The sequence below is a fragment of the Flavobacterium piscis genome (assembly GCF_001686925.1).
GTDB lineage: Bacteria > Bacteroidota > Bacteroidia > Flavobacteriales > Flavobacteriaceae > Flavobacterium > Flavobacterium piscis.
Window position 1 is genome coordinate 38,948 of the sequence record NZ_LVEN01000010.1, and the last position, 24,212, is coordinate 63,159.

The following is a 24,212-nucleotide window of genomic DNA, read 5'->3' on the forward strand; positions in this document are numbered from 1 at the left end:
ATATATTATTTTTAGAAATTCTTAACATATGTTTAATAAAATTTTACTCTCTATTTTTGCTGTCAATTAAAATCGTTACAGGGCCGTCATTTAAGAGACTAACCTTCATATCTGCACCAAAAATTCCGGTTTGAACTTTTTTATTAAATTCTTTTTCTAAAGATTTTACAAAATTCTCATACATCGGAATCGCGAATTCGGGTTTTGATGCTTTTATATAAGATGGACGATTACCTTTTTTTGTAGAAGCATGAAGTGTAAACTGACTTACAACTATAATATCTCCATCGATATCCTGAACCGAGCAGTTCATAACATCATTCTCATCACCAAAAATTCTCATTTTGATGATTTTACCAACGAGCCAATCAATATCTTCCTGAGTGTCCAGATCTTCAATTCCCACGAGAACAAGTAAACCTTTTTTTATATCAGCTGTTTTATTTCCATCAACGGTAACGGACGCTTCTGAAACTCTTTGAAGAACAATTCTCATATTTTATCTAATAATGTGGTTTTTGCCACAGATTACACGGATTAAAAAGATTTAAATTTCTAGCGTTAGATGCATTGCTGCGCATCTCTACAATAAACTATTGTCTATGGATTTGGGTTGGAATTGGAATTTTCGCCTTGGAATTTTCGCCTTGGAATTTATTTTTGGTTTCTGGTCTCATCACTAGCTTTTCGATCTTCATCATACGAATCTGTACGATAATTTTCGTCATCGCCTTCCAGTATTTTCAAGTAACTATTGTAACGTGACCAGGCGATCTCATCTCTTTCTAAAGCAGCTTTTATTGCGCAATGAGGTTCTTCTTTATGTAGACAATTGTTAAACTTGCATTGATCTTTTAATTTAAAGAATTCCGGAAAATAACCGCTGATTTCTTCTTTTTCCATATCAACAATTCCGAAACCTTTGATTCCCGGCGTATCGATAATTTTTGCATTAAAAGACAAATCATACATTTCGGCAAAAGTTGTCGTATGCTGACCTTGTTTACTTGCTTCAGAAATGGTTTTGGTTTTAAGATGTAACGAAGGTTCCATGGCATTGACTAAAGTCGATTTCCCAACACCTGAATGTCCTGAAAACATGCTTACTTTACCAATCATCATTTCTTTTAATTCGTCAATACCTTTCATTTCTGTTGAAGAAACACGAAGGCATTTGTAACCAATTTGCTGATATACGTATTGCATATACAATTGATCTTCGAGAGTTGGCTCGTCAAAAGTATCTATTTTATTAAAAACAAGAATCGTTTCGATATTATAAGCTTCCGCAGTAACCAGAAAACGATCGATAAAGTTGAAGGTTGTTGGTGGATTATTAATCGTAATTAATAAAAACACACGATCAATATTTGATGCGATAATATGCATTTGATGCGAAAGGTTAACCGATTTACGAACGATGTAATTTTTTCTTTCGTGAATATTAAAAATCGTTCCGGTTAAGGCATCTGAAGTTTCTTCCAATTCATAATCGACAATATCGCCCACAGCAATAGGATTAGTGCTTTTTATACCTTTCATCCTAAACTTCCCTTTCATACGGCATTCTATAAAATCGCCTTGTTCAGATTTTACAGTGTACCAACTTCCTGTAGATTTATATACGAGTCCTGTCATTCTTTAATTTTAGATTATTGATTTTAGATTTTAGATTACTCTTAGAACTAAAAAATAAAAGGCAAAATTACGTTTTTAGAATTGAACAACGCAATTTCGCCTTTTAAAATTAAAGACTTACTCAGAATTTGGTACGTTTACCAAACAATTTCGGCTAAAATCTCATTCTCTTTGATTTTTCCTAACTGAATTGTTTTTAACGTTTTTGTCGTTTTACCTGCTCTTGTGGTATAAATTTCTACCATAACGGTTGCGGGGCCACTTTCGGTTAATTCTCTTTCACCAAAATAATTGGTTTTTATTTGATATTTTCCTTTTATCGCATTTCTAATTAAATATTGTTCCGGGCCATAACCTTGGGTAAAATCTTTAGAAAATCTCGCGCCGGCTTGTGTACTTTTATGTGCGTAATAACATTCTTCTCCGTTTGGTTCAATAATATGAAGATCTAAATCGACATCCATCAGGTTCCAGTTCATAATTATTCTGATATCAACCGGCATTTTCTCTAAATGTTTTTTATCAAGTTTACCTGTTTTCAAACCTTTGTGTTCCATCGTCAAACGGTTAACATCCATTAAAATAATATCTTCCACACCTTGGTATTGTCCACTCATTTCTCCGTAATAATTTACTTCTAATGCCTTAATCAATTGATCAAAAGCTTCCTGGTATTTTCCTGCATCTTCAAGAGCCAACGCATAATCTCTTAAACTTTGTGGTTCATGCGCTCTCCATTTTGCAATTTGTCTTGCAGTAAATAAGGCATCATCAAAATCTTTCCACTGACGTAATGTATACGTAAGGGTTTTATAAAGCTGATGATTCTCTAAACCTAAATCGGCAATAGTACTGATTACCTGCAAAGCTTTTTTGATATCGCCCTGATTGTAGAAAAAATGAGCCACATCAAAATAAAAACTTGGATTTCTCTCTTGTCCGTTCCTTAATTCAAAATATAAATCATATTGTTTTTCTTTTGGTGCAGCCGTTAAAGCTTTTAGATACAAACGATCGGGATTCCAGGTTTTAGGTTCATTATTAATCATATTAGATTCTCCCTTTTTCGTAACAACATTTACGACTCCGTTTGATGCCCTACTTCCATAAAGTGCAGTTACCATAGTATTTTTAAGAACATCTACAGAAGCGATATCATCCTGATCCAAATCTGACAATTCACCCTCAAAAGGTTTTCCATCCACAATTATCAAAGGTTTTTGTGAGATCGGCATTGAAACCTTCTCATCAAATATAACTTTATCAATACTCCCAGAAGATGAAGCAGCAATTCCGGAAACTTTCTCCTCTAGTCTTTGTGCTATATCGGCATTTTGAGAAATAGTTTCAGATGTAATAGATTGTACTGAAGATGTCATATCCCTTTTTCTAACAGGAGCGGCGTAACTCGTTACAACAACTTCTTGTAATGATTGCGTATTTTCTCTTAATTGAACCCTAATTTGGTTATTTGTTCCAACATTTAATTGATAAGAATCAAAACCAATATAACTAAAATTAAGAGTACTATTTTCGGCTGCTCTAATTACAAATTTCCCATCAAAATCAGTGTAAACGCCTTCTCTTTCTCCTCTTATTGTTACGGTCACTCCAGGCAGGGCTAATCCCTGCTGATCTAAAACAGTCCCCTCAATTCTACCTGCTGCAACATTTGTGCTTCTGGTAGATACTGCACTTGCACTTCTGCCTGAACTCCTGTTTTCTTCATTGTCTGATCTTCGGTTTTTTTGAACTTTTGGTTTTGGTAAAGGTTTTGGTGCAGTATATTTCACGTCTTTTTTCCACCAGTCATTTAAACCTTGAAAATAACTTTCGATACTTTCCCAATTATTTTTTTGCTGCGCCAGACTTCTATCGTTTTCCTGTTTTTTTATTCTGTCAAATTCAGCACGTAACTCAGCTGGTGGAATAATATCATACGAAATATAATCACGAATATCTTCGAGAACAATCAACGAGGTATTTTTGGTTATGATGCCATATTTCTTTCCTAAAAGTTCAATTTCATCAGCATTTTTATCATATTGAAAATCAAGATTGGCTATTTTTTTCTGTGCCCAAAGTTTTTCAACATTTACATCATTTGTGTTCTGAAGAACCGCGTCTAAAGTAATTTTTCGTTCTAAAACTGCTTCGTTATTATAACCAAATAATAAGGTAATTTGATTTTTTTGATTCAGAGAAATTCCTGAAAAACTAAAGCTTCCTGAAACCGAAGTTCCTTCCACCGGAAATAAATCTGTTACCGTGTAGTTCTCTTTTATACCTAAAAACTTCAAATTACTATTCGTCAGTTTATCCAATGCATTGTCCTGATTCACCTGATTTAAATTGATAAAATTACCGCCCGTTTGCATCGCCGAATAATTCAGAAAAGAAAAATCTGCTGAAACCGATGATGTTATCGTGTAAATTGGCTTTTTAGTCTTTGGTAAAACATTCTCGCTCAAAGATGAAAGTCCGTCAGAGAAAAACAAATATTCGTCGTTATTCACGAAATTAAGTTGCGAAAAACGAGTTCCTCCATCATAATTTGTATGCTCTAAAACTGCTTTTAATTCAGACCAGTTTCCGTTTGTAATGGTGTATTCTTTTTGTTTTTCGAAAGTATAATTCAAAAAGTATAAAGTGACTTTTGTGTTTTTTATTTTTTGAAAATAAGCATTCAACAAACTCAGTTCTTTTTTTACATCTCTTGTTTTACAACTCAGTGAATTATCCCAAATTAAACCAATTGAAACCGGAGTTTTTTTAGCTATTTTATTTCCTTCGATAAAAGTATTTCCGTAAAAATAATGTTGTCCGCCCACATTTTGCATGATTACACTCGGAGCATTTTCCTGAATCGGAATCTTAAAAAGTAGTTTTTCAGATGGCTGATAATTTTCTTTTTTGATCGAAGTTTGAAAAGATTGATTCCATTTCGAAAAAACAATTGCATCTCCCGAATTCTCCGAAACAGTTGGCGAAGCCGAAGTTCCTAAAACTGAAACATTCAATTCAAAATTATCGAGTTTTTTAGGATAACGACTTACCAATTGATACGCCAGATTGTCTTTATCAAATGCCGAAAGTTCTTCTTCATAACCTATGATCACCGTTCGTTCTCCGTTTGGCATAATAGGATAAATTCTGGTTCTAAAATTATTTCCGTCTACTTTCTCTAATAATCCGGGATCGACACGACGATGTTCTATGGCTTCAAAAACCTGTTTCCCCTTGTTTTTATTTACAGGAACCGCTTCACGCATTTTACGATTGATGTCAATAGCATATCTCGAAACCGAAACATTTTCGGGTAACGGAAAAATAAGTTCCGCTTCCATCTGGCGCGTTCCTGAGTTAAAGAAATGCATTTCGGCAGTGGTATAAGCAATATTACCCACCACTTTTACATTCACAATTAGTTTATTCATTCTAACCTTTTCCGCTTCTTCACCTTTTACTGTTAATTCGGGGCTTTGTGCGAAAGATTTTGTTCCTAAAAACAATATCAAATAAAATAACATTTTCAAATTAACTTGAAAAATTCCTGGCTGAGACAAACATAATTTTGATTTCATAACACGAGAGTTAATGTTCTATAATTGTATAGAGAACATAAAATCTAAAAAGGTTGGAATGGGTTATAAAAAAAATTAAACCATATAAGTTACATAAGAAAATATTAGCACAAGATCGAAATTAAAAGCTGTAAAAAATATAGCGCACGGTTTCAACCGTGGGGCAAAGATTATTGATATACATTGTGTTGTGATCTCAAAAGATTGCGAACATTGGTTGCGTCCCCAAGCTTGAAACCGTGGGCTATGTTTACATATACAACCAAAAAAAAATCTCCAACACTTCTTTTACAAAGTGCCGGAGATCTTAAAAAAACAATCTATTTTTAAATAATGCTATAAGAAAAGTTTAAAATAATTTCACAAAAACTTAAATTCCCTTATATCACTTATCTGATTTTGAAAAAATTATGCGTTGAAAATTTTCTCCTGGTGACCAATACTTTCCTGGTGGATAGCCTTGAACATTCTTAAAACGAATTCTTCAGTAAGACCTTTTTTCTCACCTTCTAAAATCATTTTTCCTAAGATTTCATTCCAACGGTTGTTTTGAAGAATCGCTACGTTTGCATCTTTTTTCACCTGACCAATTTCGTCAGCTACTTTCATACGTTTTCCTAACAACTCTAATAAGTTAGCATCCAAAACGTCGATGTTAGCTCTTAATTTTGTCATTTTATTGCTGTACTCGTCTGTAGTATCATCTGTTTTTCTGATAGTCAAATCTTTAATGATTTGTTTCAAAGCATCTGGAGTAACTTGTTGAGCAGCATCAGACCAAGCGTTGTCCGGATCGTAGTGCGTTTCGATAATCATACCGTCGTAGTTCAAATCTAAAGCTTCTTGCGTTACTTCGAAAATCATTTTACGATCTCCGGTAATGTGAGATGGATCGATGATTAATGGTAAATCAGGGAATTTATTTTGTAATTCGATAGCAATTTGCCATTCCGGAATGTTTCTATATTTTGTTTTTTCGTAAGTAGAAAAACCTCTGTGAATAACTCCTAATTTCTCGATTCCAGCCATGTGTAAACGCTCAACACCACCTAACCATAAAGCTAAATCCGGGTTTACTGGGTTTTTAACCAAAACGATTTTATCCGTTCCTTTCAATGTATCAGCAATTTCCTGAACTGCGAAAGGATTTGCAGTTGTACGGGCACCAACCCATAAAACATCGATATCATGTTCTAAAGCCAATTTACAGTGAGCTGCAGTCGCAACTTCAGTTCCCATCAATAAACCAGTTTCAGCTTTTGCTTTTTGTAACCATTTTAAACCAATTTCTCCAACACCTTCAAATCCTCCCGGACGCGTTCTTGGTTTCCAGATTCCAGCTCTGAATACACTAACTTTTGAATCTTTCAATTCATGAGCAATCTTTAATACTTGATCTTCCGTTTCTGCACTACAAGGTCCAGCTATCACAAGTGGGTGATTTAAATTGAAATCTTCTAACCACTTTCTCATTTCTTTCTTATTTTCCATCTTAATTTTAATTTATTTCTTAGTTGTTGTTAATCCGTTTAGTATTTCTTTTATTTTATTTGTGCTTTCCATTTCTTCAAAAATGGCATTGTAATCTTCTTCTTTTAACAAATCTCTAAACCGACTGAGATTTGAAATGTAAGCTTCTAAAGTTTCTAAAACATGTTCTTTGTTTTGCTTAAAAATTGGTGTCCACATCGCTGGTGAACTTTTTGCTAAACGAACGGTACTTTCAAATCCACTTCCCGCCATATCAAAAATATCCTGCTCGTCTTTTTCTTTGTTCATTACCGTTTTCCCGAGCATAAACGAACTAATGTGCGACAAATGCGAAACGTAAGCGATGTGTTTGTCGTGTGAAGTTGGATCCATATATCGAATCCTCATTCCTATTTCGCTAAAAAGCTTTAATGCTTTTTCCTGCAATTTAAAAGTGGTTTTTTCCACCTCACAAATAATATTTGTTTTTCCTTTAAACAAACCTCGTATCGCCGCCGATGGCCCGGAAAACTCCGTTCCGGCAATTGGATGTGTTGCGATAAAGTTTCTTCTTTTCGGGTGACTTGCCACCGCTTCGCAAATTGGCTTTTTAGTCGATCCTACTTCAAAAACAATGGTTTTATCTCCAACCGAATCCAAAACTTTAGGCAAAACCGTCAGCGCTACATCCACAGGAACCGAAACGATTACAAAATCAGCCTCAGCTAATTCTTCAAAGCTTCCCGCCTGATCGATAACACCTAAATCAATTGCTTCCTGCAAATGTTTCTCGTTATTATCTATTCCAAAAATAGTAGCTTCAGGATGTTGATCTTTGATGTCGAGCACCATCGAACCTCCTATTAACCCTATTCCTATTACGTATACTTTCATAATTCTTTTTTGTTTCTTAACCGCAAAGTCCGCAAGGATTTACGCAAGGTTCGCAATCTTAAAGTCTAAAATCTTGTTTCTTGTTTCTTGATTCTAAAACCTGTCAATCGCTTCTTGTACTTTTTCTTCTTTTACACACAACGAGAATCTGATATAACCTTCACCATTGCTTCCGAAAATTGTTCCCGGTGTGATGAAAATGTGTTTCTCGTATAATATTTCGTCAATGAACTTTTCTGCTGATTCGATTCCTTCCGGCAATTTAGCCCAGACAAAAAGCCCAACTCCTGCTGCATACACTTCGCATCCTAATTTTTCTGCTAGTTTCTCTGTCAACTCTCTACGGCGTCTGTAAATTTTGTTTTGATCTTCAAACCATGATTTATCACAATTCAACGCTGCAATTGCACCTTTCTGAATTCCGTAGAACATACCGCTGTCCATGTTGCTTTTTACTTTTAAGACTGCATCGATAATTTCAGGATTTCCCAAAACCATCCCCACTCTCCAGCCGGCCATGTTGAATGTTTTACTAAGTGAATTCAATTCTAAAGCCACCTCTTTTGCGCCTTCAACCTGCAATAAACTCATCGGATTATCATTCAAAACAAAACTATACGGATTATCATTGACCAATAATATGTTGTGTTTTTTAGCAAAAGCAACCAATTTTTCAAATAACGCTAAACTTCCTTTCGCTCCTGTTGGCATATGTGGATATCCCAGCCACATGATTTTCACTTTCGAAAGATCTAGTTTTTCTAAAGCTTCAAAATCCGGTTCCCATGCATTAGCTTCTTTCAAATCATAATAAACCGGAACTGCTCCAACCAAATTAGTTACCGACGTATACGTTGGATAACCTGGATTCGGAATCAAAACGTGATCGCCTTCATTTAAAAAGGCTAACGAAATGTGCATAATTCCTTCTTTCGAACCCATCAAAGGCAAAATCTCATTATTCGGATTTAAGGCAACACCAAATTGATTCTGATAAAAATCTGCCATTCCTTTTCTCAATTCCGGCAATCCCTGATAGCTCTGATAACCGTGTCCGTTTTCATCTAAAATTGCTGCGGCAACCGCTTCAATTACTTCTTTCGACGGACTCAAATCAGGGCTTCCAATTCCCATATTGATGATAGATTTTCCTTCAGACTGCAGCTGACGAACTTCTCTCAATTTTGATGAGAAGTAGTATTCTTCAACTGTATCTAATCTTTTTGCTGTTGTAATCATGATTTATATATATTCTCTTTTTAGAGTTTCTCTTTTTATTTAATCCTAAGCGAAGCGAAGGATCAGATTTGGAATTTGGAATTTAAAAAAATTGGAATTTCCTTTTCTTACGGTTTAGTATTTTTATATTCTCCCAAGACCTTTAAATATTCTGCCATTATATTTAATAACGATTTGGCTTTTGCAAAATCTTGATATTTTTCAAATGTTACATCTACGAAAAATGAATATTTCCACGGAGTTTCAATTTTTGGAAGCGATTGAATTTTTGTCAAATTCAATTTGCAGTCGCTCATTACATTCAAAACTGCTGCTAAACTTCCTCTTTTATGATCTAATTCAAATTTGATCGAAGCTCTGTTGATTTCGCTTTCCGGCAAAAATGAATTCTGCTTTTTGATAATCACAAAACGAGTCATATTGTTTTTGATCGTTTGAATTTCCGGAGCGATAATTTCTAAATCATACATTTCAGAAGCCGTTTTACTTGCAATTGCAGCGATTCCGGTTAATTGTTTTTCCTGAATTCTTCTGGCAGTTTCAGCTGTATCTTTATCTTCAACCAATTTGATGTTTGGATACTGTTTCAAAAAATCCATACATTGTAATAATGCCATTGGGTGCGAATGAACTTCTTTTATATCTTCAATTTTCTGACCTTTTAAAGTCATTAAATTTTGGTGAATGCTTAAATAATGTTCTCCTATTATGTGTAAATTATTCTTATCGATCAAAGCATAATTCGGAATAATTGGCCCCGCAATCGAATTTTCAATCGCCATTACTGCCTGATCTGATTTTCCTGAAAGCAGGCTATCAACCAATTCCTCAAAAGACAAGCACTCATCAATAGCCACATTTTCAGAGAAATACTCCTTTACAACCTGATGATGAAAAGAACCTTTTATACCTTGTATTGCAATTTTCGTTGTCATATATTCAAAAAAAAATCCTGATTTGCATCAGGATTGTATATTAGTTTTATTTGTCTTTTATATTTTTCAAATAACCATAGCACAATCCTCACTTCTACTAAAGAAGAAATAAAAAGAGTTGCTAAAATAAAAACGGTTATTAGACATTTTGTTTGTGTTTTTCAATAAATTCTCTGCGAATGTATAAATTAATTTCAGTGCACCAAAAAAAATATTGCATTTTATGAAACAAAAAGGGATTTCTTAACAAATTTAGCAGGTTTTGTATGATAATATAAAAATATCGGCTTTAAATGAGATATTTACAATAGCTTTTTCTAAGGTGCTAAGGTTCTGAGGCGCTAAGGTTCTAAGTTTTTTCGCCACGAATTCACGAATTGACGCAAATCTTTATGGTTATGTAATTCAAGTTTCACAGATTTTCAAAATAAAAATTCGTGAATTTGTGGCTATCTTTCAATCAAAATAACCCTGAAACCGGTGCATTCCTAATCCCAATTTTAGCATAATCGAAATTCATTTTTTGCTGCAATAAAGAAGCATAAACACTTCTAAAGTCAATTTCGTATTTTAAATCACCATTATCTAAATTGGCTAAATCAGGATTATTTCCTAAAATGGTTCCTTTATTGTTTCCTCCAATGATAAACATTGGCGCTGCAGTTCCGTGATCTGTCCCGTTGCCGTTGTCTTTTACTCGTCGCCCAAATTCCGAGAATACCACAATTGTAACATTTTGAAGCAATTGTGCTTGTTTCAAATCCTTATAAAAACTAAATAAAGCATCATTCAAATCTGCTAATTTTTTTTCATGAATGGCGAGTTGATTGTCATGTGTATCGAATCCACCGAGCGAAGTATAATATATTTTTGAGTTCAGATTTCCTTTGATTAATCTTCCAATCCATTCCAGATTTTTAGACAAATCAGTTTTAGGATAACTGATTTCTGATTTGGATTTCACTAATGCTTTCTGAATTTCATCTGAACCTTCGGTAACGGAATTGGCAATTTTGCGAACAAAATCTAATTGCGGATTATCCGATAATTTCACATTTTGTTCTTTATCAAATTTTACTTTAAATCGGTTTGGGTCTTTAACAGTAATCGAATTGGGTTCCATTCCTTTTAAAGCTAAATTATCTATCGAATCCAGATTAATTCCCGCCGTTGGCTGATGTCCGTTGCATTGTAAATCAAGATAACGACCAAGCCAGCCTTCGTTTATATATTTATTAGAATCTGCTGCAGTTTGCCAAATTTCCTGGCTGCGAAAATGTGAACGAATGGGCTCAGGATATCCAACATTCTGAATTACCGTTAAATCTCCGTTTTGCTGCATTTGAGCAAAATCTTTTAGAGAAGGATGAAATGCCATTCCTTTATTTTTGCCGATAACAACATCTTTATTTAGAGCAATCTTCGTTCTCAAATCATAATACAACGGGTTATCATACGGAATAAAAGTATTCAATCCGTCATTACCACCATTTAATTGCACAAATACAATACATTGCTCGCCCGTTACCAAATTATTTTGCGAACCAAAAGCGTGTAAAAAATCAGGAAGCACGAGCAATCCGCCGGTAAATGTTCCTGTAAGTGTTAGAAAATTTCTTCTGTTCATGGCTGTAGCTTTCTAAATTAATTGATATTCGGGTAGTTTTGTAATATAATTAAAGAGTCTTATTACGGCAAAATTGGCATGTTCCTCTTTTGGATCAAAATCATACTTCAGTAAGTTTTCCATGTCTTTTTGCATCGAATCATTTACTTTGAATAATAACCTGTTCGATAAGTCGGCGATAATGGTTTTGTTATTTCCATTAGAATCAAAATCAATTTTCACTTCTATTTTCTCCAATCCTGATTTTGGTTTTTCAGTTTCAGAAGCCATTGTATTCAATGCTTTTCTGGTGATACTTCTCCCACTGCAAAGCAAATCTGAAGTATTATTGCGCTGCAGATAAATCTGCGAAGTAAGCCAGGAATTTCCGCCATCCCAACCTTTTACATTAATCTGATTGTACAAATCCATCCCTTGTTGCTTCAGAAAATACAGCACAATCGTTTCGTCAAGATCTTCAATGTTTAATTCATCCAGAAGTTGCAAAATATAAACCAGCGGATCTTTTATTTTAGTCCCGGAAGTTTCTTTTTTATATTCTTCAGTAAAAATTTTAGTCAGTAAAGGTTCAATTTCAAACTTCACTTTCCTGAAATAATCCCCATAATATTTCACTAATTCTTCTGACGGATTATCATAAATAAACCATTTAAGAATTTTTCTGGTAATGAAATATGGAATGTTTTTTTGTTCGAAAATAATATCAACCAAATCATCTGCTTTCCAATCTCCGGTTTTTCCGAAATAGGTTTTATCACTATTATCTTCTAAATTTTTTCTGTAAACCGCGCCTTCATCTCCGTAATTTAATCCCGCTAAAGCTTTTGCTCCTTCTTTGATATCGCCTTCTGAATAATTTCCAATTCCGATTGTGAATAATTCCAATAACTCACGACTTAGGTTTTCGTTGTATTTACCTTTTTTATTGTCGACATTATCCAGATATTTCACCATGGCATTCGATTTTACAATTTGCTTTGTGAGTTCTTTGAAGTTCCCAAAGGCATTTTCGCGTAAAATCATATTGTGCTGATATGTCCAGTAGGTAACTTTTACTTTTGGGGAAGTAGAAACAAAATGATTGTGCCAGAAGCAAACCATGTTTTCGCGTAACGGAAATTCATCATTTCGCATTTTTGCTATCCACCATTTTTTGAATTCAATAGTGGAGTAAATTTCTTTTTTGAGAATCTTCTTTTTTTCTTCTGAATCGGCGGTTTTTATCGATTCCCGTAATTCCTTGAGTTCAATAAGTGTCTTGGGATCGTCATCTAAAAAAGCAGGAAGTTGTGTATCAATCTTGAAATCATAGGAATGCTTTAGAAATTTTTCTAATCCCAGTTTCTCTATTTTATCGGATTCTTTTCCGGAAAAACCCAATCGTAACGACCAAAGATTGCTTTTTTTCATAACACAGGAATTTGTTTAGCAATAAGACTTGACTTTTTCTTAAAGGTTTAATTTAAGAAAGGGTCTGAGGTTCTTAGATGCTAAGGTGCTAAGTTTTAAAAATCTTTGGTATTAATTAGAACGGGGATTTTTTGGGGATATTGTAATGACTACGATTGTCGACTTTGATTGCGTAGAATGGATTAAAATCCATCTCTACAATATAATTTGTTCCTCCGGAACGTCATCAAGAAAATGCCGTACATAAAAAAGCAGTTATCATTATAATAACTGCTTTCTAAAAATTAAGAGTAATTTCATTTAACTAAAATTCCCAATCTTTTGGCTTTCTTAGAACATATCCGTCTCTTTTAGCTACCTCTAAACTAAATTGACTATCTACAAGTTTTTTTCTTCCTATGGTTATCGAGCCTTTGGCAGCTAAAGCTACCGATTGATTATGCCTTTTGGGGGGAAATGCAGCGAAAACTCTTTTATTTTTAAATATTTCATGAACTGCTTTCATCGGAGGAACTAAATCACTATCTCCAGAAATTAACATGGCCATATCATATTTATCCTGATAAGCATCAATTAAAATTTGTGTAGCAATGTTAACATCAGTCATTTTCTCGTTGTATGTAGGCCATACACTATTACACCTTCTACATTCTACGGTATCAGATTGATAATTACCATAATATATTTTAACACCGGTACTTTCTAATGCCTCTAAATAAGTACTTTGTCTTTTTTGTTTATCTGGATTATTACTAACTCTACTTGTAAAATATTTAACTTCAACTACTACTTGATTTGACTGTAATAGATTATCTACCAAAAGCCTTAAATTTAACCATTTACAGTTATTAAATCCTGCATCTAACATACCGAAATATAAATTAAATCCATCTACATATACAATTACTCTTTCTTTTTTAACTAAAACATTTGTTTCACTCATAATTTATTCGTTATATTTGCACCACATAAACAACACTAAAGATAGCATCTTTAGTCCGACGCCTCTTTTGAGGCGTTTCTCATTTAAAGACATCAGCATTAACTACCTAATCCTTTTCCTACAAAAGAATAAACAAGAATAATCAAAAAATATTAAAATAAAAAATAATAACCTTACCTATTAGACATTTTTCTAAATGGTAAGGTTATTTATTTTAAATTAAAACCTCTTTAAGACCCACACATTTCACAATCATCAGGCTCTGCTGCTTGCGCTTTTAAAAGCATAGCTTTATAATCCTCAACGCTGATTGCTTCTGTTTCCGGAACTAAAGTTACCGGTGCATCTTCTTCTTTTTTATCGTTGTTTAGGGTGAATTTAATCGCATCAACAGCTGATTTCGTTCTCAAGTAATACATTCCTGTTTTTAAACCTGATTGCCAAGCGTAAAAGTGCATTGACGTTAGTTTAGAATAGTTGGCATCTTGCATGAACAAGTTCAATGATTGCGATTGGTCAATGAAATAACCTCTCTGACGCGACATATCGATAATGTCTTTCATCGACATTTCCCAAACTGTTTTATATAATTCTTTCAGGTCTTGCGGAATCACATCAATATTTTGAACTGATCCGTTATGACGCATGATTTCTTGTTTCAATGTTTCGTTCCATAAACCTCTGTCTACTAAATCATGAAGTAAGTGTTTGTTTACTACGATAAATTCTCCAGACAATACACGACGTGTATAAATGTTTGATGTATATGGTTCGAAAGCTTCGTTGTTTCCAAGAATTTGTGAAGTCGAAGCTGTTGGCATTGGCGCAACTAACAATGAGTTACGAACTCCGTGTTCCATTACTTCTTTTCTTAATGAAGCCCAGTCCCAACGTCCTGATAATTCTTCATCTTTCATTCCCCACATATTGTATTGGAATTCTCCTTGTGACATTGGAGAACCTGCAAATGTAGAATATGGTCCTTCTTCTTTCGCCATTTCCATAGAAGCGGTTACGGCTGCGAAGTATAATGTTTCGAAAATTTCCTGGTTTAATGCTTTTGCTTCATCACTTGTAAACGGCATACGCAACATGATAAAAGCATCAGCTAAACCTTGAACACCTAATCCTACCGGACGGTGACGTAAGTTTGAGTTTTCAGCTTCTTTTACCGGATAATAGTTTCTGTCGATTACTTTGTTCAGGTTACGAGTTACACGTTTGGTAACATCGTAAAGTGCCTGGTGATCGAATTTTCCGTTTTCAATAAACATTGGTAACGAAATAGAAGCTAAATTACAAACTGCAATTTCATCTTTAGAAGTAAACTCCATAATCTCAGTACACAAGTTTGAAGAACGAATTGTTCCTAAATTCTTGTGATTTGATTTACGGTTTGCTGCATCTTTGTACAACATATAAGGCGTTCCTGTTTCGATTTGTGATTCAAGGATTTTCTCCCATAATTCACGTGCGCGAATCGTTTTTCTACCTTTTCCTCTAAATTCATAATCCAAATACATGGCTTCGAATTCTTCTCCGTAAACATCGTATAACCCAGGACATTCGTTCGGACACATTAAAGTCCAAGACGCATCTTCCTGTACACGTTTCATAAATAAATCTGAAGTCCACATAGCGAAGAATAAATCTCTTGCACGCATTTCTTCTTTTCCTGTATTTTTCTTCAAATCCAAAAATTCGAAGATATCAGCATGCCATGTTTCGATGTAAATCGCAAAACTTCCTTTACGTTTTCCACCACCCTGATCTACGTAACGTGCCGTATCGTTGAAAACTCTCAACATTGGCACAATTCCGTTTGAAGTTCCGTTTGTACCACGAATGTAAGATCCTGTCGCACGAACGTTATGAATAGAAAGACCAATTCCTCCCGCAGATTGCGAGATCTTAGCCGTTTGTTTTAAAGTATCATAAATACCATCAATACTATCATCCTGCATTGCCAAAAGGAAACAAGAAGACATTTGTGGTTTTGGAGTTCCTGCATTAAACAACGTTGGCGTTGCATGCGTAAAGAACTTTTTAGACATTAAATCGTACGTTTCGATTACTGATTTTAAATCGTCAAGGTGAATACCAACAGAAACACGCATCAACATATGTTGTGGTCTTTCGACGATTTTTCCGTTTATTTTTAGCAAATACGAACGCTCTAAGGTTTTGAAACCAAAGTAATCGTAATTGAAATCTCTTGTATAAATGATATGTGAATCAAGGAAAGCTGAGTTTTCCTGAATTACTTTGAATACTTCATCCGAAAGCAACGGAGCTTCTTGCCCATTTCTTGGATTTACGTACAGGTACATATCTTTCATCGTTTCTGAGAACGATTTTTTTGTATTTGAATGTAGGTTTGAAATTGCCACACGTGCTGCCAATTGTGCATAATCAGGGTGCGCAATTGTCATAGAAGCCGCCGTTTCTGCCGCAAGATTATCCAGTTCAGAAGTTGAAACCCCATCATACAATCCTTCGATAACTCTCATGGCTACCTTAACAGGATCTACAAGCTCATTCAAGCCGTAACACAATTTTTTGATTCTTTCTGTAATCTTATCAAACATTACGGGCTCTTTGTGGCCATCTCTTTTTACTACATACATAAGCTTACTATTTTAGTTATTGAAAAAATGAAAGACACTAGAAAACGAATTCCAGCACTTAAACATTGCGTGTTTTTAAATTATTTTTTGAGAATTATGAAATTCTCAATAGTTGTGTGTTCCCGATCTGAAATCAGATCGAAAAGGCATTAAAAATTGTTATTGAATCTGCGATTTGGGAAAAGAGATTCAATCTTAAAAAAATGATTTTAATCTTTTGCGGCGTTTCGAGGTAACGCTACATTATTTTTGCTCTAAAAATCTGCATCGAATGAAATTTTCTGAGCATCGCTATCTGTGTTCATCACACCAGATTTTTGATACTCGGCAACACGTTTTTCAAAGAAATTGGTTTTTCCCTGAAGTGAGATCATGTCCATGAAATCAAACGGATTCGCTGATCCATATACACGCTCGCAACCTAATTCTACTAATAATCTATCGGCAACGAATTCTAAGTATTGTGTCATTAAAACAGCATTCATCCCTATTAAACTTACCGGAAGTGATTCTGTAACAAATTCTCTTTCGATATCTAATGCGTCTACAATGATTTCTTTAATTCTCTCTTTTGGTACTTTATTGATCAAATGGTGATTGTGTAAGTGTACTGCAAAGTCACAATGTACACCTTCGTCACGGGAAATCAACTCGTTAGAAAAAGTTAAACCTGGCATTAAACCACGTTTTTTCAACCAATAAATAGAACAGAAAGCTCCTGAAAAGAAAATTCCCTCAACTGCAGCAAAAGCAATTAATCTTTCAGCGAATGAATCAGATTCAATCCACTTTAAGGCCCAGTCTGCTTTTTTCTTAATTGCAGGAAAAACTTCCAAAGCATTAAACAATTCTGCTTTCTCCGCTTCATCTTTCACGTAAGTGTCAATTAATAAAGAGTAAGTTTCACTGTGAATGTTTTCCATCATGATCTGAAAACCGTAGAAAAACTTCGCCTCTGCATATTGCACTTCGTTTACAAAGTTCTCAGCAAGGTTTTCGTTTACGATTCCGTCGGAAGCAGCAAAGAATGCCAATATATGTTTAATGAAATATCTTTCGTCGTCACTAAGTTTATTATTCCAGTCTGTCAAGTCCTGGTGCAAATCGATTTCTTCAGCAGTCCAGAAACTAGCCTCCATTTTCTTATACCATTCCCAAATATCATGATGTTTGATAGGAAAAATAACGAAACGATTTTTATTTTCTTGTAATATTGGCTCGACTTGTGACATGGTATTTTTTATTTAATTTTTGTATTGAATTTCTGCTAATTCAATAGACTACAAAGATTGTCAATTATCGCTAAAAAAGAAAGCCAAACTTATTCACAATTCGGCGTAGTTTTTAACAAAGGCAAAAAAATGAGATATTTTTCAGACAATAATTAATTTATTGTAAATGAATGGTTTAAAACCAAACAAACAGACTCAAAGCCCGTAAAATATAGACTTTTTGAGATAAAAAGCAAGAAATTTTAAATTGTTTTTAAAAGTTTTTTTTTGAGTTAAAACTTTATTTTTTGAGTCAAAATACCTCTCTAAAAAGTGGTAACTAAGACCCTTGAATTTTTACTGTTTTTTAAGTTCTTCAGCGACTTTTTCGAGCTCTAAATACCAATCCTGACCAAAACGGCGTATTAATGCTTCTTTGACAAATTTATAAACCGGAACTTCTAATTCTTTCCCTAAAGAACAGGCATCATCGCAAATATCCCATTTATCATAATTGACTGCAGCAAATTCTGTAAAGTCTTTTACCCGGATTGGATATAAATGACAAGAAACTGGTTTTTTCCAGTCTACGATTCCTTGGTTATAAGCTTGTTCGATTCCGCAAAGAGCCGTTTTTCCGTCAAAAATAACGTAAGCACAATCCTTTTCGTCTATTAATGGTGTTTCAAGATCACCATCGGTTCCTTTGACCCAGGTTCCCTGTGCTTCGATAGCAGCAATTCCTTCTTTGCGTAAAAATGGTTTTACCTTTGGGTAGATTTCTTCCATTATTTTAGTTTCTGCTTCGCTTAAGGGCGCACCGGCATCTCCGTCAACACAGCAAGCTCCTTTACAAGCTGACAAGTTGCACACAAATTCTTTTTCAAGAATATCTTCTGAAATAATGGTTTTTCCTAATTGAAACATGATAATAAAATACTGAAATTTATAAAGTGCAAAGATAGGCAAAGAAAGTAGATGATATGAGATTAAATTTTACCGCATAATTTTACCACAGAGTTGCACAAAGTTTTACCACAGAGACACACAAAGATTTATTAAAAATTGCAAAAGTTTAAACCCAAAGCTTTGTAAACCTTAAAAAATTAAAACTTTGCGAAACTCTGTGAAAAAACTTTATGCAACTCCGTGATAAAAAACAATTAACCCTACGAATCTCTTTGGTAAAAAGAATCATTTGTTACAAATATCACTTTTTTAACCGATAAAACATGTTTTTATAACAAAAATACATCCTGTCAAAAAAACACCTACCTTTATTATCTACCTTTGCAAAAATTTTAAACGCTTAAAATCAAAGTAATATGCTAGAAATCGACTATAAAGAAATCATTACTGTTGGAATGGTACTTTTTGCTGTAATTGATATTGTAGGTTCTATACCAATTATTGTGAACTTAAGAGCAAAAGTAGGCCATATCGAATCTGAAAAAGCTACAATTGTTGCCGGAACAATTATGATTGTTTTTCTTTTTGTGGGAGAAGGTTTTCTTAACCTGATTGGTATAGATGTGCATTCGTTTGCCGTTGCAGGCTCATTTGTATTATTTTTTCTTGCTTTAGAGATGATTTTAGGACTTAGGATTTTTCGTGATGAAGAACCAGGATCTGCCTCTATCGTTCCATTAGCATTTCCGTTAATTGCCGGAGCTGGTACAATGACAACTTTACTTTCATTACGATCTCAATTTCACACCATTAATATTATTATTGCCATTTTATTAAATATTATTTTAGTGTATATCGTTTTAAAATCTTCAAAAAAAATCGAGGATTTATTAGGAGAAAACGGACTTGGCGTAGTTCGCAAGACATTTGGAGTGATACTTTTAGCGATTGCTGTTAAATTATTTGCTGCTAATGTTAAAGGTTTGTTTGTCTAACATTTATTTTTATAAATTTACCCCATAAAATTTCTAAAATACAACTTAAGGACATTTTTTACATCTAAGAGTTTTACTTTATTATTTTAGGCAAATAAACAACCATTATGAAAATTTTTACTTCAATCTTAGTGCTTCTGGCATTGGCTTTAATTGTTTTTAATATTACGTTGCTAGACTTCAAAAATCCTTTTCAGGGAGACAGTGTAGTTGCTTTTATTGGAATCGCAGCTTCATTTTGTGCCGTATTGATTCTTTTAATCTTTAGAATTTCAAAAAGAATCGAAGAAAAAACAAACGGACGATAATATTATGTTTGACGTTTTAATTATTGGCGGAGGTGTTTCAGGCATATCTTGTGCCCTTGTTTTAGGATCCGCCAAAAACAAAGCTTTTGTTACCGATAAAAAAATCGGAATTTTTACACATCAAAAGAATTCTTCTTTACAAGAGGCAATTTTCTACAATGCTTATGGCATAACACCAGGTAAATTAGGATCTGATTTGCTTACAGAAAGTACACAGGATTTAACTACTGCTTATCCGCATATTACACAAATCGCAAATGAAAAGGTAATTAAAGTAGAAGGAGCTTATCCTGAATTCACTGTTACTACAAACAAAAACTCCTACCAAACAAAAAATATCGTTGTTGGGATTGGTTCTGCCAATACTTTCGACATCGAAGGTTTGACACAATATATTGAACCTCATAAAAAGGCATTACCCGAAAAACAACGTATCCAGCTTAAAAACGACGATCATAAAGTAGCAGAAGGCATTTATGTTATTGGAACTTTAGCCGGCTGGAGGAGTCAATTGGCAATTGCTGCCGGAAGTGGTGCCGCTGTTGCAACGGACATTCTTACTTTATGGAATAACGGCGTACAAACTCATTCGCACGATAGTATTCGATAAACTTAAAAACATAAGTTTTTTTTTTATTTCACCATTAAGATATTAAGGTTATTAAGCTTTGGCGCGAGCAAGACATAATATTTTTTGTTTCACAATTAAGATATTAAGTTTATTAAGCTTTGGCGTGAAACTAAAAGCATAAGCTTATTTTTATTTTATCATTATTAAGATTTCTCTATAATATTAAGACTTTGCGTTTATTATAAAAAAAAAAAAAAATTAAAAGATTAAAAAAATTAAGCTTTAACACTTAATAACCTTAATCTCTTAATGGTAAATAAATTTTTAGCACAAAGCTTAATAAACTTAATCTCTTAATGGTAAAAAATTATTTCACTGAAACAATTTCCTTTACTGTGATATGTTTTTCGGTATCTGTTTTCCAGATTTCTCCTTTTACTGAAACCTCATCACCTTCTTTAAACCTTTTGTAGTTTTGTGGCCCTCCAACATTTACAATACTTACAGTTGCAAAATAAACCTCATTTTTATCGGTATTGATTTTGGCTGTGTAACCATCTTTTCCGTTTTCTATCGATTCTACTTTTCCTGAAATCGTATTTTTATCTTTCATACAAGCACAAGAAATTACAAAAGTCATTAGCAATACTAAGAAACTTAATTTTTTTAGATTTTTCATATTATATTATTTAACTACAAATCTCGCACTATTGCAGACAAGATTCATTACATTATATCTTAATAAATTATTATTATTTTATTGTAACTGTATGCAACTTCCCGCAATTACTTTTACACTTTCATCAAATTTTTTCCAAACCCTAATGTATCTCAAAGCAGCATTTACAGGATCATTATCAAAAGATCCTTTTAATAAAACTGTAACCGCAACAACAGCTGTATCATCAATTAGATTTATAATCTGATCTGAAGCTTCGATAGTATCCACTTTCATTTTACCTGATCGATAGGAATTCAAATCAAATTCTTTAGTAATCGTATTTCCATCCGGTAAATTAAAAAGCAAATCATCGTGAAGAAGATTTTCCAAAGCAGCAACATCAGCATTTTTAATTGCTGTTAAAAGTTCGATTTCAGCAGTTACAATAGATTCTATTTTCATCTGATAAAAATTAAGGATTACTTTTTCGGATTCAAAACGGCTTTGATCATGGCATCATCTTTTAAAATGACATCATAATAATAGAGTTCGCCATACAATTGTCGGGCAAATTCTGCGGTAATATAGCGGTTGACCAAAGCTTTGGTTTTATCTAATTTCAGGTCTAAGCCTGTCATTAAAATATAATTTCTGAACTTTTTAAAATACACATCAGAGTTTTTCATCTTAGCCAGAAACTCATTAAAATGAAGACCTTTAAAAGCATCTCTGTTTTTGTCTAATTCTTCAAAAACAAAATGTCCCACAACTCCGGTTTGCATCAAATAAGCTACATTTTCATTACCGTGTTCCGCTTCTATTGGTACAAAAACATCTGGAACAATCCCGCCTCCGCCGTATACGATTTTACCTTTTGGCGTTTTAAACTTTAAAGTATCTGCGACTTTTATACTGTCTTTTGCATAAAGTTCGCCTGATTTTATACGCGATTCTGACTCTTTATAATATTCTTCGTTTCCTTTTTTATATGGTTTCTGAATCGATCTCCCGGTTGGCGTATAATATCTTGCCACGGTTAAACGAACGGCAGATCCGTCGTTGAAATCCATTTCGCGCTGCACCAATCCCTTGCCAAAAGAGCGACGACCAACAATGGTTCCGCGATCGCTATCCTGAATTGCTCCAGCCAGAATTTCACTTGCCGAAGCACTGTTTTCGTTAATTAAAACATATACTTTTCCGGTTTCAAAACTTCCCGCTTTTGTAGCGAATGTTTTTTCGGTGGTGCCGTTTTTATTTTTGGTAAAAACGATCAATTGTTTGTCTTTCAGGAATTCATCAGCAATTGCAATGGCTTCTTCCATATAACCACCTCCGTTATCACGAAGGTCAATTATCAGCGATTCAATTCCGTTTTGTTTTAATCTGGTTAAACCGGTTTTGAATTCATTAAATGTAGTTTCGGCAAAACGGTTGATTTTGATATAACCTGTTTTATGATCGAGCAACAAAGAAGCATCGACACTTTTTATAGGGATAATATCTCTTTTTACTTTAAACTTGAGTTTCTTTTGTTCTGATTTTCTAAAGACTGTCAACTCAATCTCAGAACCTTTTATTCCTTTTAATTTTGAAAACAAACTATCCGAAGGCAACCTTCTTCCGTACAATTTTGTTTTTCCTGCAAATAAAATTCGGTCTCCTGATTTTATTCCGGCTTTAGCCGAAGGTCCGTTTTCGATTGGTTTTATAATCGCAACAGAATCTTTATACATATAAAAATTGATCCCGATTCCAACGAAATCACCTTTCATACTTTCTGCCACTTCAGCCTGTTCTGTTGGCGGAATATAAACGGAATGCGGATCTAGTTTTGATAAAATATTATCTACTGTAAGGTTGACAATAGAATCTGTATTGATGCTGTCAACATATTCATTATTGATAAAATCAATGAGTTTATTCAGCTTGGTTTTCGAGTAATTTTTAGCCAAAAGCTGATCATCAACGGGAGCGCTCATAAGGCTTCCGATGACTATACCAAGAGCAAAAGTCACTCCGATAATGATTGGCAAATACTTTAAGTTCAATTTCATTATTCTTCTAAAACAGGAATATGTTCGACTTCGACACCTGCTTTTATTAAAAACTGAATTCCGGAATCATCGCGATATCCGTTATGATACACCACTCTTTTTATTCCGGATTGATGTATTAATTTGCTGCATTCTTTACAAGGCGAAAGCGTAATATACAAAGTAGCACCTTCACACGATTGTGTTGATCTGGCTACTTTAAGTATGGCATTCGCTTCGGCATGTAAAACATCCCAACGGGTTAATCCGTCTTCATCTTCGCAGCAATTTTCAAAACCGGATGGTGTTCCGTTGTATCCATCAGAAATAATCATTCGGTCTTTTACGATAATCGCGCCTACTTGTTTTCGTTTGCAATAGGAAAGCGCTCCCCATTCTGTCGCAATTCGCAAATAAGCTTTATCGTATTTATTTAATTTTTTTTCTTCCATTTATTTTATCTGTTCCAAATTGGGCTTTCGATAATCATCGGAACTACAACTCCGATAATAAAAGCCGACATTACAAGCGCCCAATCGCGTTTTGAAAAGCGAAATACGGTTTGTACAATATATGATATAATGAGCACAACAAACACCACAACTAACTGAGCTGCTTCGATCCCTAACGCAAACTCGCCTAAAGGTAGTAATTTTGAACTAGGTGATCCTCCTAAAATGGTCTTGAAATAATTAGAAAATCCAAGTCCGTGTATAATCCCAAAAAACAGGGTTACAAAAAACACTAAATTCAATCCATCGCTCTTTGACGTTTTTCCTGCTGTAAAAAGATTAAAAACCGCCGTTATTAAAATTGTAATCGGAATTAAAAATTCGACCGTATTGACTTTTATGGCAATGATTCCGTATACAGAAAGCAATAATGCCAGTGTATGACCAATTGTAAATACTGAAACTAAAAGCAAAATGCGTTTCCAGTCTTTAAACAAATAAGGCGTTGTTAATGCGATTAAAAAAAGAACATGATCGTAAGCATGAATATCTAATACGTGCTTTAATCCTATTTGAAAATAAATCCAAAACTCTGACATACGGGTACTACTATTAAATGATTAGGGGCTGTAAACTTACGATTTATTTTGAAAAAGTAAAGTTGTCTGATCGTAAATCAATGAATATTGATACGTTAAAATT

21 protein-coding genes are annotated in these 24,212 nt (G+C 34.0%); 3 read left to right on the top strand and 18 right to left on the bottom strand.

Annotated elements, in window-relative coordinates; translation table 11 throughout:
- Nucleotides 1-43 precede the first annotated feature (43 nt).
- From dtd to FLP_RS05775, 13 genes are all read right to left on the bottom strand, one after another.
- Complete coding sequence (gene dtd / locus FLP_RS05715) at nucleotides 44-496, bottom strand: D-aminoacyl-tRNA deacylase (RefSeq protein WP_065448566.1); 453 nt, start codon at nucleotides 494-496, stop codon at nucleotides 44-46.
- A gap of 158 nt (nucleotides 497-654) precedes the next feature.
- Nucleotides 655-1,638 carry a ribosome small subunit-dependent GTPase A gene (rsgA, locus tag FLP_RS05720; RefSeq protein ID WP_065448567.1) on the bottom strand — a complete coding sequence of 328 codons (984 nt, stop codon included), beginning with the start codon at nucleotides 1,636-1,638 and terminating at the stop codon, nucleotides 655-657.
- A 137-nt stretch (nucleotides 1,639-1,775) separates the two neighbouring features.
- Nucleotides 1,776-5,222, bottom strand: coding sequence for a VIT domain-containing protein (locus FLP_RS05725; RefSeq protein WP_083195802.1), 3,447 nt, complete (start codon nucleotides 5,220-5,222; stop codon nucleotides 1,776-1,778).
- 408 nt (nucleotides 5,223-5,630) lie between these two features.
- Nucleotides 5,631-6,713 carry a bifunctional 3-deoxy-7-phosphoheptulonate synthase/chorismate mutase type II gene (locus FLP_RS05730; RefSeq protein WP_065448568.1) on the bottom strand — a complete coding sequence of 361 codons (1,083 nt, stop codon included), beginning with the start codon at nucleotides 6,711-6,713 and terminating at the stop codon, nucleotides 5,631-5,633.
- A gap of 12 nt (nucleotides 6,714-6,725) precedes the next feature.
- Entirely contained in the window at nucleotides 6,726-7,586 is an 861-nt protein-coding gene (locus FLP_RS05735; protein WP_065448569.1) for a prephenate dehydrogenase, read from the bottom strand.
- 93 nt (nucleotides 7,587-7,679) lie between these two features.
- Nucleotides 7,680-8,825: a pyridoxal phosphate-dependent aminotransferase gene (locus FLP_RS05740; protein WP_065448570.1), complete on the bottom strand. Its 1,146-nt coding sequence runs from the start codon at nucleotides 8,823-8,825 to the stop codon at nucleotides 7,680-7,682.
- 107 nt (nucleotides 8,826-8,932) lie between these two features.
- Entirely contained in the window at nucleotides 8,933-9,760 is an 828-nt protein-coding gene (locus FLP_RS05745) for a prephenate dehydratase (protein ID WP_065448571.1), read from the bottom strand.
- 460 nt (nucleotides 9,761-10,220) lie between these two features.
- Nucleotides 10,221-11,387 (bottom strand): DUF1501 domain-containing protein, encoded by a 1,167-nt coding sequence (locus FLP_RS05750; RefSeq protein WP_065448572.1) that lies wholly within the window; start codon nucleotides 11,385-11,387, stop codon nucleotides 10,221-10,223.
- A 12-nt stretch (nucleotides 11,388-11,399) separates the two neighbouring features.
- Complete coding sequence (locus tag FLP_RS05755; protein WP_065448573.1) at nucleotides 11,400-12,797, bottom strand: DUF1800 domain-containing protein; 1,398 nt, start codon at nucleotides 12,795-12,797, stop codon at nucleotides 11,400-11,402.
- Nucleotides 12,798-13,101: 304 nt separating this feature from the next.
- Nucleotides 13,102-13,740, bottom strand: a complete 639-nt coding sequence (locus FLP_RS05760) for an NYN domain-containing protein (RefSeq protein ID WP_065448574.1) — start codon at nucleotides 13,738-13,740, stop codon at nucleotides 13,102-13,104.
- A 230-nt stretch (nucleotides 13,741-13,970) separates the two neighbouring features.
- A complete protein-coding gene (locus FLP_RS05765) occupies nucleotides 13,971-16,367 on the bottom strand; it encodes a ribonucleoside-diphosphate reductase subunit alpha (RefSeq protein ID WP_065448575.1) in 2,397 nt (798 codons plus the stop codon).
- A 254-nt stretch (nucleotides 16,368-16,621) separates the two neighbouring features.
- Nucleotides 16,622-17,599 carry a ribonucleotide-diphosphate reductase subunit beta gene (locus FLP_RS05770; protein ID WP_041518445.1) on the bottom strand — a complete coding sequence of 326 codons (978 nt, stop codon included), beginning with the start codon at nucleotides 17,597-17,599 and terminating at the stop codon, nucleotides 16,622-16,624.
- A gap of 336 nt (nucleotides 17,600-17,935) precedes the next feature.
- Nucleotides 17,936-18,505 (bottom strand): DUF3109 family protein, encoded by a 570-nt coding sequence (locus FLP_RS05775; RefSeq protein WP_065448576.1) that lies wholly within the window; start codon nucleotides 18,503-18,505, stop codon nucleotides 17,936-17,938.
- Nucleotides 18,506-18,903: 398 nt separating this feature from the next.
- On the opposite strand from FLP_RS05775, the gene FLP_RS05780 reads away from it, so the two are divergent.
- The 3 genes from FLP_RS05780 to FLP_RS05790 all read left to right on the top strand — a co-directional run bounded on the left by FLP_RS05780 (nucleotide 18,904) and on the right by FLP_RS05790 (nucleotide 20,400).
- Nucleotides 18,904-19,482 (top strand): MarC family protein, encoded by a 579-nt coding sequence (locus FLP_RS05780; protein WP_065448577.1) that lies wholly within the window; start codon nucleotides 18,904-18,906, stop codon nucleotides 19,480-19,482.
- A gap of 107 nt (nucleotides 19,483-19,589) precedes the next feature.
- The gene (locus FLP_RS05785; protein ID WP_017496183.1) at nucleotides 19,590-19,790 is read left to right on the top strand and encodes a hypothetical protein; all 201 of its coding nucleotides are present in this window, start codon (nucleotides 19,590-19,592) and stop codon (nucleotides 19,788-19,790) included.
- Between the two features lie 4 nt (nucleotides 19,791-19,794).
- On the top strand, nucleotides 19,795-20,400 hold the full coding sequence (locus FLP_RS05790) for an FAD-dependent oxidoreductase (RefSeq protein ID WP_065448578.1): 606 nt from the start codon (nucleotides 19,795-19,797) through the stop codon (nucleotides 20,398-20,400).
- Between the two features lie 328 nt (nucleotides 20,401-20,728).
- On the opposite strand, the gene FLP_RS05795 is transcribed toward FLP_RS05790, so the two are convergent.
- The 5 genes from FLP_RS05795 to FLP_RS05815 all read right to left on the bottom strand — a co-directional run bounded on the left by FLP_RS05795 (nucleotide 20,729) and on the right by FLP_RS05815 (nucleotide 24,109).
- Nucleotides 20,729-21,040: a hypothetical protein gene (locus FLP_RS05795; protein ID WP_065448579.1), complete on the bottom strand. Its 312-nt coding sequence runs from the start codon at nucleotides 21,038-21,040 to the stop codon at nucleotides 20,729-20,731.
- Nucleotides 21,041-21,118: 78 nt separating this feature from the next.
- Nucleotides 21,119-21,484 (bottom strand): nuclear transport factor 2 family protein, encoded by a 366-nt coding sequence (locus FLP_RS05800; RefSeq protein ID WP_065448580.1) that lies wholly within the window; start codon nucleotides 21,482-21,484, stop codon nucleotides 21,119-21,121.
- A 17-nt stretch (nucleotides 21,485-21,501) separates the two neighbouring features.
- Nucleotides 21,502-23,079 carry a S41 family peptidase gene (locus FLP_RS05805; RefSeq protein WP_065448581.1) on the bottom strand — a complete coding sequence of 526 codons (1,578 nt, stop codon included), beginning with the start codon at nucleotides 23,077-23,079 and terminating at the stop codon, nucleotides 21,502-21,504.
- Nucleotides 23,079-23,510, bottom strand: a complete 432-nt coding sequence (locus FLP_RS05810; RefSeq protein WP_065448582.1) for a deoxycytidylate deaminase — start codon at nucleotides 23,508-23,510, stop codon at nucleotides 23,079-23,081. The genes FLP_RS05805 and FLP_RS05810 overlap by 1 nt, the downstream gene beginning before the upstream one ends.
- Before the next feature lie 5 nt (nucleotides 23,511-23,515).
- The gene (locus FLP_RS05815) at nucleotides 23,516-24,109 is read right to left on the bottom strand and encodes a HupE/UreJ family protein (RefSeq protein ID WP_065448583.1); all 594 of its coding nucleotides are present in this window, start codon (nucleotides 24,107-24,109) and stop codon (nucleotides 23,516-23,518) included.
- Nucleotides 24,110-24,212: the final 103 nt, after the last annotated feature.